The 15,459-nt window shown below is 36.7% G+C and carries 15 protein-coding genes and 1 pseudogene; 11 read left to right on the top strand and 5 right to left on the bottom strand.

The features are described from left to right. Positions 1-8: 8 nt before the first annotated feature. The 10 genes from rseA to acpS all read left to right on the top strand — a co-directional run bounded on the left by rseA (position 9) and on the right by acpS (position 8,820). Complete coding sequence (gene rseA / locus WH390_RS03850; protein WP_032114771.1) at positions 9-635, top strand: anti-sigma-E factor RseA; 627 nt, start codon at positions 9-11, stop codon at positions 633-635. A gap of 5 nt (positions 636-640) precedes the next feature. Beyond that, positions 641-1,606, top strand: coding sequence for a sigma-E factor regulatory protein RseB (gene rseB / locus WH390_RS03845; protein WP_032114770.1), 966 nt, complete (start codon positions 641-643; stop codon positions 1,604-1,606). Beyond that, positions 1,599-2,057, top strand: a complete 459-nt coding sequence (gene rseC / locus WH390_RS03840) for a SoxR-reducing system protein RseC (RefSeq protein ID WP_032114769.1) — start codon at positions 1,599-1,601, stop codon at positions 2,055-2,057. Before rseB ends, rseC begins: the two co-directional genes overlap by 8 nt. A gap of 246 nt (positions 2,058-2,303) precedes the next feature. Continuing rightward, positions 2,304-4,100 (top strand): translation elongation factor 4, encoded by a 1,797-nt coding sequence (gene lepA / locus WH390_RS03835; RefSeq protein ID WP_032114829.1) that lies wholly within the window; start codon positions 2,304-2,306, stop codon positions 4,098-4,100. Between the two features lie 18 nt (positions 4,101-4,118). Further along, complete coding sequence (lepB, locus tag WH390_RS03830; RefSeq protein ID WP_032114768.1) at positions 4,119-5,087, top strand: signal peptidase I; 969 nt, start codon at positions 4,119-4,121, stop codon at positions 5,085-5,087. A 199-nt stretch (positions 5,088-5,286) separates the two neighbouring features. Beyond that, positions 5,287-5,991, top strand: coding sequence for a ribonuclease III (gene rnc / locus WH390_RS03825; protein WP_052044814.1), 705 nt, complete (start codon positions 5,287-5,289; stop codon positions 5,989-5,991). After that, a complete protein-coding gene (gene era / locus WH390_RS03820) occupies positions 5,988-6,896 on the top strand; it encodes a GTPase Era (protein ID WP_032114767.1) in 909 nt (302 codons plus the stop codon). The genes rnc and era overlap by 4 nt, the downstream gene beginning before the upstream one ends. 11 nt (positions 6,897-6,907) lie before the next feature. Then, positions 6,908-7,621 (top strand): DNA repair protein RecO, encoded by a 714-nt coding sequence (gene recO, locus WH390_RS03815; protein ID WP_032114766.1) that lies wholly within the window; start codon positions 6,908-6,910, stop codon positions 7,619-7,621. Between the two features lie 87 nt (positions 7,622-7,708). Then, the gene (pdxJ, locus tag WH390_RS03810; protein ID WP_032114765.1) at positions 7,709-8,440 is read left to right on the top strand and encodes a pyridoxine 5'-phosphate synthase; all 732 of its coding nucleotides are present in this window, start codon (positions 7,709-7,711) and stop codon (positions 8,438-8,440) included. Continuing rightward, on the top strand, positions 8,440-8,820 hold the full coding sequence (gene acpS, locus WH390_RS03805) for a holo-ACP synthase (RefSeq protein WP_032114764.1): 381 nt from the start codon (positions 8,440-8,442) through the stop codon (positions 8,818-8,820). Before pdxJ ends, acpS begins: the two co-directional genes overlap by 1 nt. On the opposite strand, the gene WH390_RS03800 is transcribed toward acpS, so the two are convergent. The 4 genes from WH390_RS03800 to WH390_RS03785 all read right to left on the bottom strand — a co-directional run bounded on the left by WH390_RS03800 (position 8,817) and on the right by WH390_RS03785 (position 12,827). Continuing rightward, positions 8,817-9,077, bottom strand: coding sequence for a YfhL family 4Fe-4S dicluster ferredoxin (locus tag WH390_RS03800; RefSeq protein WP_032114763.1), 261 nt, complete (start codon positions 9,075-9,077; stop codon positions 8,817-8,819). The two genes, acpS and WH390_RS03800, sit on opposite strands and share 4 nt — an antisense overlap. A 409-nt stretch (positions 9,078-9,486) precedes the next feature. After that, on the bottom strand, positions 9,487-9,732 hold the full coding sequence (locus WH390_RS03795) for a hypothetical protein (protein WP_406850681.1): 246 nt from the start codon (positions 9,730-9,732) through the stop codon (positions 9,487-9,489). Positions 9,733-9,788: 56 nt separating this feature from the next. Continuing rightward, positions 9,789-10,583, bottom strand: coding sequence for a sulfatase-like hydrolase/transferase (locus WH390_RS03790; RefSeq protein WP_238565664.1), 795 nt, complete (start codon positions 10,581-10,583; stop codon positions 9,789-9,791). An 846-nt stretch (positions 10,584-11,429) separates the two neighbouring features. Continuing rightward, positions 11,430-12,827, bottom strand: coding sequence for a phosphoethanolamine transferase (locus WH390_RS03785; RefSeq protein ID WP_187290931.1), 1,398 nt, complete (start codon positions 12,825-12,827; stop codon positions 11,430-11,432). Positions 12,828-13,175: 348 nt separating this feature from the next. Here WH390_RS03785 and tadA point away from each other — a divergent pair, with 348 nt between their 5' ends. Then, the gene (gene tadA, locus WH390_RS03780) at positions 13,176-13,667 is read left to right on the top strand and encodes a tRNA adenosine(34) deaminase TadA (RefSeq protein ID WP_148305528.1); all 492 of its coding nucleotides are present in this window, start codon (positions 13,176-13,178) and stop codon (positions 13,665-13,667) included. Between the two features lie 81 nt (positions 13,668-13,748). Here the strand turns inward: tadA and mltF are convergent. Next, positions 13,749-15,200, bottom strand: a pseudogene (mltF, locus tag WH390_RS03775) (membrane-bound lytic murein transglycosylase MltF). Positions 15,201-15,459: the final 259 nt, after the last annotated feature.

Here is a 15,459-nt window from a genome sequence, read left to right as displayed (position 1 = left end):
ACTTTGGCATGCATAGAGAAAGACTTTCCGCTTTAATGGATGGAGAGATCTTTGATTTAGAATTGATCCATACCATTTTACAAGATGTTTCGTTACAGAAACGATGGGAGAGCTACCATCTTATCCGCGACAGTTTGAGAGGCGATATCAATGAAGTTATCCATCTTGATATTACCGACAAAGTAGAGCAGGCGCTGGCAAGTGAGCCTATCCAAATTGTGCCTAATGCAATACCGGAGTCACAACCTGTGCCTGCTAGCTGGTGTTTAATGCCTTTTTGGCGTAAGCTTCGCCCTTGGGCTAACCAGATGACGCAAGTTGGTGTCGCAGCGAGCGTTGCCGTAGCTGTTATTGCAGGTGTTCAGAATTATAATACGTCTAGCATAGAAACTGATGTCAAATCTGACTCACCCATATTTAATACGGTACCTATCATGGGGGCTGCGTCGCCTGTGAGTTTAAATGTATCTAATGATCAATTTTTTGCTCATCCACAAACCGAGCAGCTAGAACAACGTAATCGCCGACTTGGTCTGATGTTACAACAATATGAGCTTGAGCGTCGTTCAATGCTGAATCAAAGTGTAACATCATCTTCACCAGTAGCAGAAAAATCTTACTCAGGAGCAGAATAGTAGTAATGAAGCATTGGTTATCCGCCCTCTTTTTTTTGCTGGGCGGTTTATTGTTGCCTTTACATTCCTATGCGAAAGAATTATCGGCTGAAACTTTATTAACTGATATGGGTAATGCAGTAAAGTCTTTACCCTACGAATTATCATTTATTATTGTCAATCCACAAGGTATAACGCCGATTAGATATCGTCATGTCATTATTGACAATCAACCAATTGCTCAAATGATGCAGATGGATAATTCTCGTCGTGAAATTATTCAGAAAGGTAATCAAGTTAGCTACTTTGAGCCAGGATTTGATTCTTTTAGCTTAGAGGGCGCTTATATCGTTGATTATTTGCCGTCGGTAGTTTTTGCTAATTTTACTAAACTGCAATCCTATTATAATTTCATTAAGTTAGGCAGAACACATATTGGTGATATAAGCTGTCAGGTTATTCGTGTTATACCGAAAGATAATTCACGTTTTAGCTATATCTTATTAATTGATGAAAAAAGCAAGTTACCATTGCGCATTGATCTTTTAGATAGTAAGAATGAAATATTAGAGCAATTTAGAGTTGTCTCTGTGGCTTTTAATAGTCAAGCATTGCTGAAATCAATGCATGTGATCGCATCGTTGAATATGCCTCCCTTATTACTTATCCCCAAATCGATTACTAAGCGATTTAACTGGCAAATAAACCAACTGCCGTTGGGATTTGAAGAAATTTCACGTAGTTGTAAAGAGATTGCTGCTAATGAATCTTTAGAGGCCATGTTATTTAGTGATGGGTTATTTAGTTTTTCTATTAATGTTACTAAAGCAGGTGAGCATCAACTTAGTGAAAAACCATTTCGTAAAGGTGGTTTAACTATTTATACGGTGATAAAAGGACAATATGAAGTGACGGTTATTGGCCAGTTACCATTGTTAACCGCTAGCCAGATTGCAGCTAATGTTAGTTTTAAAGAGGCTAGTAATGGTTAAAGAGTGGGCAACGGTTGTGTATTGGCATAATGGTCGAGCTGTGTTGCGATATGGTTCTAATTCCGGTTGTGGTAGTTGTGCTGCTCGCTCAACTTGCGGATCTTATATTCTCAATAAAATAGGACCGAAAACTGAGTATCAATTAGAACTTGAGGTCAGTCAGCCTCTGATAGTTGGTCAGAAAATTGAAGTCGGGATCCCTGAAGCCAGTTTATTACGTTCAGCAATGCTTGTTTACCTTACCCCATTACTTGGCCTTTTTATCGGCAGTGGGGTTATGCAATTTCTTTTTTTAAATCAATTTATTATCTTTTTAGGTGCAGTTATTGGTGGCTGTGTTGGCTTTTTTCTGGCAAAAAAAATTGCGCATTATTGGGAAAAAGAGACGCTATATCAACCGATCATTTTACAGATAGGTTTACCGCCTGATGAATTAAAACAGCAAGTATGAATGACATAGTAAGCCTAAATGCCTATCATTAGTAATTACATATCGTCACTAATCTATGCCTATAATTGCCTTATTTATAAAAACGACTTTTTCATTATCAATGATTCTTTGAGTTGTTTGTCGCTTATATGTAAAATGCATTCCCAAGATTGTTATAACAGCTTTTATTAGTTTTAGCTTTGTAGGGCTAAGCTATCGCTAAAACTGATTTTATAAGGCCATTTAGAAGAAGATATAACCTTGAAAATCAAACATATAAGAAATTTTTCCATCATCGCTCACATTGATCATGGTAAATCAACTCTGTCGGATCGTATTATCCAGATCTGTGGTGGCCTTTCTGATCGTGAAATGGCAGCCCAGGTATTAGATTCTATGGATTTGGAGCGGGAACGAGGGATCACAATAAAAGCGCAGAGTGTTACCCTGAATTATAAAGCCAGTGATGGTGAAACCTATCAGCTTAATTTTATTGATACACCTGGCCATGTTGACTTCTCTTATGAAGTATCCCGTTCATTAGCTGCTTGTGAAGGGGCATTACTGGTTGTTGATGTAGGGCAAGGTGTTGAAGCGCAAACCCTTGCTAATTGTTATACCGCTATTGAAATGGATTTAGAAGTTGTTCCTGTACTTAATAAAATCGATTTACCTGCGGCAGAGCCTGATCGGGTAGCTGAAGAAATTGAAGATATTGTTGGCATCGATGCTCATGATGCTGTTCGATGCTCAGCAAAAACTGGATTAGGGGTACAAGACGTAATTGAGCGGCTGGTTAAAGAGATCCCACCACCAGAAGGTGATCCGGCAGCGCCTTTGCAGGCATTAATTATTGATTCGTGGTTTGATAATTATTTAGGTGTTGTTTCGCTGGTACGGATTAAAAATGGTACGCTTTGTAAAGGTGATAAAATTAAAGTGATGAGCTCTGGCCAACTTTATAATGTTGATCGCTTAGGAATTTTCACACCCAAACGAATTGATCGTCAACAACTAAATTGTGGTGAAGTCGGTTGGCTGGTCTGTGCCATAAAAGATATTCACGGCGCGCCGGTTGGCGATACATTAACTGGCGCTCGTCATTCTGCAATACAGGCGTTGCCTGGTTTTAAAAAAGTAAAACCGCAGGTTTACGCCGGTTTATTCCCCGTTAGCTCTGATGATTATGAAGCATTTCGTGACGCTTTAGCTAAATTAAGCTTGAATGATGCTTCGTTATTTTATGAACCAGAGAGTTCAACTGCATTAGGTTTTGGATTTCGGTGTGGTTTCCTTGGCCTACTTCATATGGAGATTATCCAGGAGCGTTTGGAACGTGAATATGATTTGGATCTTATTACAACCGCGCCTACAGTTATTTATGAAGTTGAGTTAACAAATGGTGATGTCATCTATGTTGATAGTCCCTCTAAATTACCAGCACTTAATAATATAAATGAATTACGCGAACCAATTGCAGAATGTAACATGCTAATGCCTAAGGAATATCTTGGTAATGTTATTACGCTCTGCGTAGAAAAACGCGGTGTTCAGACTAATATGGTTTACCATGGTAATCAGGTCGCATTAACCTATGAAATTCCTATGGCTGAGGTGGTGTTAGATTTCTTTGATCGCTTGAAGTCTACTTCTCGAGGATATGCTTCATTGGATTATGGCTTTGTCCGCTTCCAGGCGGTTGATATGGTGCGTGTAGATGTGTTAATTAATGGCGAAAGAGTGGATGCCTTAGCCTTGATTACCCATCGTGCAAATGCACCATATCGTGGTCGTGAGCTAGTTGATAAAATGAAAGATCTGATCCCGCGCCAACAGTTTGATATTGCAATCCAGGCTGCAATTGGTACCCATATTATAGCGCGTTCAACGGTGAAACAATTACGTAAAAATGTATTAGCTAAATGTTATGGTGGTGATGTTAGCCGTAAGAAAAAATTACTACAGAAACAGAAAGAAGGTAAGAAACGTATGAAGCAGGTTGGTAATGTTGAACTACCACAGGAAGCGTTCCTTGCTATTCTTCACGTAGGTAAAGATAACTAACCGTTGTAAGGAGTCATAATGGCTAACACTTTTTCTTTGATCTTGACGCTGGCGACCTTGATTACAGGGATTATCTGGGGTATTGATCGTTTTAAATTAGCACCTGCTCGTAAGAAAAAAATGGCGCAGCAGCAAAAAGTTACTGAAGGAAGCGTAGAGCAGACGCATTTAGCTGAAAGTATCCATAAACCATCATGGGTTGATACTTGTTCATCTATTTTTCCGATATTAGCGATTGTATTAGTGATACGTTCGTTTATTTATGAGCCATTTCAAATCCCGTCAGGTTCAATGATGCCTACCTTATTGGTCGGTGATTTTATACTAGTAGAAAAGTTTGCTTATGGATTAAAAGATCCTGTTACCCAAACGACATTATTTGAAACAGGAAAACCTAAACGTGGTGATATTGCGGTATTTAAATATCCTAAGGATCCTAGTGTAGATTTTGTTAAACGTGTTATTGGTCTACCTGGTGATAAAATTGTTTATGATCCTGAACAAAAAGAGTTACGTATATATCCGAATTGTTCAATTTCAAACTGTGTTCGAGCGTTACCAATTATCTATTCTTCATTAAAAGAGAGTGAATGGTCTTTATTTTTTAATATTGACTCTATGGTCGAAAGTCAGAAAGGAAGTTATCAAATTCCATTGGGCGAACCAGTACCAAGTAACGCATTACGTCAAGCGGAAAGAATCGAAAAATTAGATGATACTAGCCATGAAATCTTAGTGATCCCACAAGTATATACTCAGTCACGTTACCAACAGCCCGGTTTACCAGACAATGAATGGATTGTTCCCCCTAAACACTATTTTATGATGGGAGATAATCGGGATAATAGTGCAGATAGTCGTATGTGGGGTTTTGTGCCAGAAGAAAATTTAGTTGGGCGTGCAGTTATTATCTGGTTTAGCCTTGATAAGCATGAGGGTGAATGGCCAACTGGAGTGCGTTTAAGTCGTATTGGTGCAATCAACTAATAAAATAATGAGATAAACTAATCATTAATGCTAAATTGATTTATATCGTAATCGATATAGAATATAGCACGATAATCAAAAATGATGGTTTCTTGAACGATATCAGGAAACCTGCCAACGCAACAGTTTTGTAAAAATTTATTTTGCAGATCTGTTGCGTATGCTTTTTGTAATTTGATAATGAAATAATTGGTAGCACATGAATTTTTCTTTAATTGAGTGGTCAGAGCGACAAGAAATTAAACAGCTACAGCGTAAGCTTGGCTATACTTTTAAACAAATTGAATTATTAAAGCAAGCGTTAACTCATCGTAGTGCCAGTAGTAGTCACAATGAGAGATTGGAGTTTTTAGGCGATTCAATTCTTAGTTTTGTGATTGCCAATGATCTTTATCATCGTTTTCCTAAGGTTGATGAAGGCGATATGAGTCGTATGCGAGCAACATTGGTCAGGGGTAATACACTGGCTGAGCTTGCACGAGAGTTTGATTTGGGAGAATGTTTGCGTTTAGGGCCAGGTGAATTAAAAAGCGGTGGTTTTCGTCGAGAATCAATATTAGCAGATACTATCGAAGCGTTAATTGGCAGTATTTTTTTAGATAGTGATATTCAAACGACTGAACAAATTGTTTTAGCTTGGTATGACACTCGATTAATAGAAATTAGCCCCGGCGATAAACAAAAAGATCCTAAAACACGTTTACAAGAGTATTTACAGGGACGCCATTTACCTTTACCAAGTTATTTGGTAGTTCAAGTTCGCGGTGAAGCGCACGATCAGGAATTTACTATTCATTGTCAGGTTAGTGGTATAAATGAACCGGTTGAAGGAGTGGGTTCAAGTCGTCGTAAGGCTGAACAAGCCGCAGCTGAACAGGCATTAAAAATATTGGAGCTTGAATGAGCAAACAGAAAACCTATTGTGGATTTGTAGCCATTGTAGGGCGCCCAAATGTGGGTAAATCAACATTATTGAACCAATTACTCGGGCAAAAGATTTCTATTACTTCACGTAAACCACAGACAACCCGTCATCGCATCATGGGCATTGAGACAGAAGGTAATTATCAAACAATTTATGTCGATACTCCAGGATTGCATGTAGAAGAAAAGCGCGCAATAAATCGTTTAATGAATCGGGCAGCAAGTAGCTCAATTGGTGATGTGGAACTGATTATTTTTGTTGTTGAAGGCACACATTGGACAAGCGATGATGAGATGGTAATAAATAAGCTGCGTCATTTGCCTTGTCCGGTATTATTAGTGATCAATAAAATTGATAATGTAGTGGATAAAACCCGTTTGCTGCCCCATATTGAATTTCTTAGCAAGCAAATGAATTTTCTGGATATTGTGCCAATTAGTGCAGAAAAAGGTACCGGTATCGATATTATTACTAAAATTGTCCGTCAACATATGCCAGAAGCAGCACATCATTTTCCAGCGGACTATATCACTGATCGCTCACAACGTTTTATGGCTGGTGAAATTATTCGTGAGAAATTAATGCGTTTTCTCGGCGATGAGCTCCCTTATTCGGTCACAGTTGAAATTGAGCAATTTGTGGTAAATGAACGCGGTGGCTATAACATTCATGGCCTGATTTTGGTTGAAAGAGATGGCCAGAAAAAAATGGTTATTGGCAATAAAGGTAGCAAAATTAAGAAAATTGGCATTGAAGCTCGGATGGATATGGAAAAACTTTTTGCTACTAAGGTTCATCTTGAACTTTGGGTGAAAGTTAAAGCCGGATGGGCTGATGATGAACGTGCACTGCGTAGTTTAGGCTATATGGACGATCTTCATTAAGGCGGGTTTCCGTGGACGGTTGGCAACGTGCATTTGTACTTCATACTCGCCCTTATAGTGAAACGAGTTTACTGTTAGATTTTTTCACCGAAAATGAGGGCCGTATTCGACTATTAGCCAAAGGTGCTCGTAGCCGTCGATCTAATTTAAAAGGCTGCTTACAACCTTTTACGCCATTGCTGATCCGTTGGGGAGGTAAGGGAGAAATGAAAACGTTGCGTGGCGCAGAACCTATTTCTCTAGCGCTACCATTTACCGGTACCGTACTGTATAGCGGTCTATATGTTAATGAATTGCTTGCGCGAGTTTTAGCCCAAAATATCCCTTATCAAACCCTATTTTTTGAATATCTGACCTGTTTGCAAGTATTGGCTGGTAGTGAATATACGCCGGAACATGCATTGCGCCGTTTTGAATTATCATTGCTATCTCATTTAGGTTATGGTGTTGATTTTTTACACTGTGCCGGTAGTGGTGAACTGGTGGCAGATAGCATGACTTACCGTTATCGAGAAGAGAAAGGTTTTATTGCCAGTTTGGTTATTGATCACTTAAGTTTTACCGGTAAGCAGCTTAAGGCATTTGCCGCTCGTCAGTTTCCTGATGTCGATACATTAAGAGCAGCCAAGCGTTTTACCCGTATTGCGCTAAAGCCTTATCTGGGCGGAAGTCCATTAAAAAGCCGTGAGCTTTTTTACCAGGTCATATTGCCTAAAACGCGTTGAAGCGAGGTTATTAAAACCTCTTTGAATATATTATGATTGCATGGATAAACGAAATTCAAACTATGAAATGGATAACAGGAGTTAAATATGGCAGAGTTATTATTAGGCGTTAATATTGATCATGTTGCCACGGTACGAAATGCGCGGGGAACACAATATCCTGATCCACTACATGCAGCATTTCTTGCTGAACAAGCTGGGGCAGATGGGATCACTGTTCATTTGCGTGAAGATCGCCGTCATATTACTGATCGTGACGTTAAGTTACTTCGCCAGACGTTACAAACCCGAATGAATTTGGAGATGGCAATAACGGATGAAATGGTCAATTTTGCCTGTCAGATCAAACCTCAATTTTGCTGCTTGGTACCAGAGCGACGTAAAGAAGTTACGACGGAAGGTGGGCTTGACGTTGTTGGGCAACAAGCATTAGTCGCAACGGCGGTCAAACGATTAACCGAAGCAGGTATCACGGTTTCTTTGTTCATTGATGCTAAAGAACAACAAATTGATGCTGCAGTGGAAATTGGTGCTCCCTTTATTGAAATTCATACTGGTGCCTATGCTGATGCTAAGAGCGAGTTAAAGCAGCAAGAAGAGTTTAAACGTATCAAGAAGGCGATAAGTTATGCCACTGCAAAAAAACTTAAGGTCAATGCGGGTCATGGGTTAACTTATCATAATGTTCAACGTATTGCTCAATTGCCTGATATATATGAACTTAATATTGGCCATGCGATTATTGGGCGAGCACTCTTTAGTGGCATGGCGACAGCTGTGAGTGATATGAAGAAAATTCTTCGTGAGGCGCGTTGTTAATGGCGATTATTGGATTAGGTACTGATCTGGTTGAAATTGTACGTATTGAGCAAATTATCAAGCGTTTAGAGGAGCGTCTGGCGAAGCGTATATTGTCCGCGCAAGAGTGGCGACAATATCAACATCATTCTCAGCCAGTCCGTTTTTTGGCTAAGCGTTTTGCGGTCAAAGAAGCAGCAGCAAAAGCTTTAGGCACGGGGATCCGAAACGGTTTAGCGCTTAATCAATTTGAAGTTTTTAATGATCAATTAGGTAAGCCAGGGCTTAATTTATTAGGACAAGCAAAAATATTGGCTGATTCTTTAGGTGTACAACATATCCATGTATCATTATCTGATGAACAAAATTATGCTTGTGCCACTGTGATTATGGAAAGTTAAATTTTATCGGCATGATGTAATAGGACAAATTTATCCCATAATTGTTCTTCTGTTTCAGGATTATCAGGATCTTTTAAAATGGTATTGTTGATCGGACAAACAGATTGGCAAGTTGGCTTATCATAGTGGCCAATGCATTCAGTGCAAAGATTGGGATTGATTTGGTAAAATTCTTCTCCCATTGAAATCGCTTCATTTGGGCATTCTGGTTCACACATATCACAATTGATACAGCGTTGAGTAATTAATAAAGACATAGTAATATGTTATAAGTAATTTGAGTAAATATAAATAAATTATGCATTAAAAACATAATATTATCTGTAACTGATGATTTTGTACAGTATGTATTCTATTGAAAAACCCGATTCAGTAATACAAAGCTGCAACCCAGATCGATTTTACTCTCTTTACAATGATAAGGGTATGAGCGTTATATCGACAGTTTGTTCAAAAAGCAGTTCAATAGTAGCTAGAACAGTACACCACAGACAAAAAAGCTGAGTGTTGGCGCTTTGATGTAAACTCATAGCTAAAATCTGTGTTGCAGCAGCTAAATCTATTTTAAAACACTTTGCTAAATCGTGTCGATCTAAAAACTCAAAAGAATATAATCAAAGGCTGGATTTTAAATTGAAATCCAGCAATATTGTTGCTAAGTAATTGTTATTCTATCAAGGAAAAAGGTAAAATATTTTCATTAGCTGTTAGCACTCGATCATATTCTCTTTCGCTTCTAAGAATATTTTTATCAATGTCATAGCCAAGCAGTTCGGATAAAATATACTTATTCATCAAACCACTCAAGTATCCGTCTTTATTACGAAAAGATTCGATAAAGGCACAATTAAAATGTTTATTGGTCGATTTATACATAAAGGGGATCAAATATTGTTCTTTTCCTTTTTCCAATCCATGACCAACATTGACTATCTCGCCGTGATCTGCGGTATAAATTAAATTAAAATCTATTTTTTTGCATAAATGATATTCATTATATCATTTATGATCCTGTCAGTATGATGAATAGTGAGATCATAATCCGCTGCTTTTGGTAAAGCTTTTTTATCCATTGCATCATAGTTGTCATAGGGTAAATGATTACCATAAAGATGAATAATGATAAATCTCTTTTGTGCATTATCAAATAACACTTTTGCTAGCAGGTTGGCTAATTTATTATCGTTATAATTGGTTAGCCTTAAATCATCACTTTTTTGAGCGATAAAACCATATTTTGAACCATGCAGACCTTGTATTTCTTGGGAACCTAACCAATATGTTTTATATCCATTGGCTTTTGCCATTTCAATAATAGATTTATTGTTGAACAGGTTTTCTTCATTTTCCGGTGTGTGAAAGGCTAGTGTCATTGACACTGAATCTCGGGTTATCGGTGAACTGGAATGGGCATTATTTAAGATGCAGCTATCTTCGGTTGAAAATATTTTTGTCATATGTGGCGTTGTATTTAAATGATAGCCATATGCACTATAGCGGGAGTAGAGTGAGGCTTCCCCCATGATTAATATAATATTTTTATTATTATTGTCTTTTTTAGATAATATTGCATGATTAAATTTTTCAATTTCGGCTGTATTTGCATATTTATTATTTTCATATGATGAAATTAATAAATAAACCACGTCACCAAATACTAAAGGGACTTTATGATGAAAAAAAATCCCGAGCTGTTTTTTATCTTCTTTGATATTAGAAATTAATCTGTTTTCATCTTTGATATCTAAAACAACCAGGATCATCGAAAGTGCTGTAAACGATAATGCTGAATACAATAATAGAGAGGTATTTTTTAAATTTTTCTTAATTCTTGTTATTAGATAAAATAAAAAAGCAGTAAAAATCAATGTAGGAAAAATTAACTTCAGCAGTAAACTGCCTGACATAAATAGAACTTCATTTATGTTCGTTTCAAGGATGGAATGGAGAACAGAGGTTGTTATATTTATAAAGAATAAAAAAAGTAATCCAATTAGTTTTGGTAATTTATTCTTACTTATTATTAATAAGAAAGTAATTAAGAGAATAATAAAACTAGATATATGCGGTAGTCTTGAATCTTCTTTGAAAACAAAAACATTTAATAAAAGTGAGAATATAAATAATAATAATATTATTATATAGTTAAAGTATTTTTTGCGGTTTTCATATAATTAATTTATTAATCTGCAATAAAAATGAAGATATATAACTTTTCAGCTAGCGTATTGAATATATCTTTAATTTGTTTTAATAGCAGATTGGTATTCCTATGTATGCTTGGTATTTTTTTGTGTTGCTAAATAGAGTGAAATTGCGAATAAATAACGCCAATTCAAAAAATTAAAATATAATACAAAACTATATTACAATTATTTTAAAACTATTTAAAGTTATTTTATATCACAATTGATACAGCGATAAGTAATTTATAGTGACATGTTAAGTGCTATTTAAAATATTACTTATATCATTAAATTAGTCAAAACTGCATTTATTATTAAGCTAAAGTCGTGAATAAACGCAGTATATTTTATACCTCAGATAATAAATTATCATGCTATAACCACAATATTTGCCTTATTTGCTGTTTGCTATTTGGCATAATGTCATGGCGCCATATCTGACGGTAATTTTGTATAGTCAATTCGTTTATTATTAAAGTCAATAACACTATTTTGTTGATGACAAATATCGTTTGAAATCATATGACAGGAATGGCCAATACTGGGATCGTCAATGCCTGACCATTCAGAAAATAGAGTTAAAAAGTTAATTCCACTTCTAGCAGCAGTAATGTACTGCCGTTCGTTAGAATTATAAGAACTAATAAATAGTGGTACTTCATAATCCTGACGGTATTGATCATTATGGGTAAGTTTTAGGTCACTCGGGTTGTTTTTATTGACGAAACCGAGGCCATGATCAGAAAAATAGATCATTGTCCATTTTGATTGGCTGTCGGTTAAATATTGATGAATTGTTGCTAACAGTTGATCAGTATTTTTTATGCTCTGTATATAGCATGAAATCTCTTCACTTTTGTAAAAAGTTTCATAGTGATCATTAGTCCTTGCGCAAGCGCGAGGATGACTACCAATTAAATGAACAATAATGAATTTTTTGGCCTGAGGAGCTTTGATTGCTGTTGCAATTTGTGGTAGTAATTCATCATCATTGGTCTCTTTACTATTATAACTTGCTCTTTTCAGAAAAAACGAATGATCTGCTTTTTTCCCCATAGAGGCAATCGGTGTGTCGTAGATACCAACAGCTCCCTGATTTGATAACCAATAGGTAGTAAATCCCCATTTTTTTGCCAGCGCAATAACGCTATTGGCTAATTTGGGCGCTTGGGTTAGGGAGCTGGTTAATGATGGAATAGTTGATGAAGCGGCTGAAATATAATGGTTGAATAGAATACCATTAGCGCTATCCATAAATGGGGTATTATTAATTGGAAAGCCATAAACGTGCATAAAATCGCGTCTAGCGCTTTCACCAATCACCATAACATAGGTATCAAATGGCGTGGCACTATTGTTTGGTTGGAAGTCATCTGTTTGCGCAAGTAAACTAAAAAGTTTATTGGTTTCTTCCTTGGCACTATTGAAGTCTTTGACAAATTTGATTTCTGGATAACCGCTATTTAAAATATCGAATTCACCCGTTTCTTTATAATCTTTTATAGGGCCATATAGAAGAAACGCCAAAAAGGTAATAAAAGCACCAATCTTTGTTTTGTTACCGGTTTTAAGCTTAAATGTTGTACAGAAAAAGCCGAACAGTAAAATAAATAATGATCCAGCATAAAGATAGTATGGAATATTACTAATAAATTCTATTGCTTCATTTAAATTGGTATAAGTAACTGATGTTGCTATGGTTAGTGAGGGAGTACCATAAAGTAGCCTAATTGGAAAATATAGCGCTGCAATAATGGTGAATATAATAATGAATCCACTATATATTATTCGTAACTGATTGATAACGATTAGCAATGCCACGATACCAGCTGTATAGTTTAGTCTTGGTGGGTAACCCATAGCGTAATGAATTAGGCTGAATAATATAATAAGTAGCGATATTTTCAGCAAAAAATTTTGATTATCATTTATTAATTTTTTTATCATTTATTATATCCGATTTAGATCAGTGACTACCCTTAATGCAACGATACACAAAGTTGAATTAGTTAATTTTATTAATAACATAAGTGATTTTTGGGGTGATTTATTGATGTTATTTATTATATGAGATGGCTATTAATTAGTATTAAAGAGTTATTAAATCATAACTTGATATTATCTTATAACTATTTTTGCGATTTAAATTAATATTTGAGGTTTTTATTCGTGGATCAAGCCCAAAAAGATGTTTATTGGATGCGAAAAGCTGTTTTACTAGCCAAAAATGCTCAAGAAAAAGGTGAAATTCCTGTTGGCGCGGTATTAGTACATGAAGATGAATTGATTGCAGAAGGTTGGAATCATCCTATTTTGTCTCATGATCCATCTGCTCATGCGGAAATTTTAGCTTTGCGGGCAGCGGGTCAATCTTTACAAAATTATCGCTTACTCAATACGACGCTTTATGTGACACTCGAGCCTTGTATTATGTGTGCTGGAGCTATGATCCATGCGCGCATCGGTCGTTTGGTATATGGCGCCTCTGATCAAAAAACTGGCGCTGCTGGTTCAATTATTGATGTTTTTAATCATCCGGATATGAATCATCGTATTCTGGTATTGGGAGGGGTTTTGGCCGATGAATGTTCGACGATGTTAAGTGTTTTTTTTCAACAACGGCGAGCAGAAAAAAAATTGGCCAGGAAAGGGCAGCGTTGATAAATTAAATCTGCCTAAGTCGCTTAGTAAGGCGGCTTAGGCAGAAATAGAAGCTAATACTGTTTGTAATGATTAGCTAAATTAGTCACTACTTTTTTCTTTGCTGCTGGTTCTAGAGAATAATAGCGGATCCCTTGCGGCGAGCTGCATATTTTGATTCATTTCTTTATTCTGTAGGTAACCCACCAAACTTTGGTGATAACGGCGGATATTTTCCACATAGCGATAGGCTTCATAGCCACGTGCATAACCGTAGGTTAATTTAGCAAAATATTTTTTCTTGCTAAGTAGCGGCAGTCTGGCTTTTACATCTAACCAACTGTCTGGATCTCCGCCTTGTATGCGTGTCAGTTTCCTGGCATCAAGCATATGTCACAACCCCATATTATAGGCCGATAAGGCAAACCAAATACGATCATCAGGCGCAATAGTAGTTGGTAAGCGCGAAATCAGATATTGCAAGTAAGCGGCGCCACCTTTAATACTTTCCTCTGGATCCAGCCTATCTGACACACCCATAGTTTGTGCAGTAGGTACTGTTAGCATCATTAAACCACGAACACCAGTGGGTGATGTGGCTAGTGGATCCCAGTGTGATTCCTGCCAGGAAATTGCTGCTAATAGACGCCAATCTATATCTTCTGCATATTTTTTAAATAGATGCTTATAGGTTGGCAAAATTTTATTAATTGCAGTAATAAAAGAAAGCGTATCAAAATAGTCAAAAGTAGCAACATGGCCAAAATATTTTTCATCTAAACGTGTTAAAAGTTCTTCTTCATTACTTTTATTGAAGAAGTCTAACATTGCTGCATTTAGACTATTATCTTTTGAGCGTTTCATATACCAATTAAGGCTATGATCGTCGCTAACATTAAAAGCGACAGCAATGTTTGGATGAATACGTTGCTGCATAGCGACGACAATAGAATTTTCTAAGGTATAATCAATTTTCCCTTCAGCTAGCAGTTGCAATAACTCAGTCGCATTATAATGACTGGTTTCTTCCCATTCAAGATTTGGATATTTTTGCTTCAACTGTTGCAGCGTATTAGCGTTTACTGAATCAGTGGCAACGACAAACTTTCCTTTTACATCGTTCAAAGAGCGTGGACGACTTACCCCTTTGCGATAAATTAGCTGCTGGGAAACGGTATAGTAGGCAGGGCCAGGCTGTGCTTTATCGAGGCGCTTCTCATTATAAAGAAGTCCTGCAGTAATAAAGTCACTATTACCGTTTTCAAGGTCATTAAAAAGTTGATTGATATTTGAACGTACATTGATACGTAGCTTTACGCCAAGGTAATCGGCAAAGCGTTTAGTCAGTTCGTAATCAAATCCGCTTGCTTCTTGCTTATCGTTAAAGGACATAAGGGGCGAATTAATGGTACTTACACGTAATTCACCGCGAGAAATAATTCTCTTCACCTGGTCTTGCTGCTGGTTGGGCCACTCAATATTAAGTGTAATGACACCAACAGAAATTATAGAGACAATAACGATAACAAGATAATTAATTCTAATATTAATCAAATGGTTATATCTCGTTAGTTAAACATATTTTCTTAATTAAAATGACCAAATTATGGCCAATTTTTTAAGAGCCCGACATTCTGCTTAACAAAAGTAGAATTTGCAACTTAATTTAATCTATTTTACATATCTTTAACATTTACAGGTGCGTGATAAATGTGCACGCAAACGGTTTCGTATTGGTTCATGATGATTTATAATAGCCTTCCAGTTTTCCTGATACATATCCTTCAGGCCAGCTTTATAAGTTAAGAGAATC

Source organism: Candidatus Arsenophonus nilaparvatae (genome assembly GCF_045346035.1).
Classification (GTDB): Bacteria; Pseudomonadota; Gammaproteobacteria; order Enterobacterales; family Enterobacteriaceae; genus Arsenophonus; species Arsenophonus nilaparvatae.
This window is presented reverse-complemented; position numbering and strand designations above follow the sequence as displayed.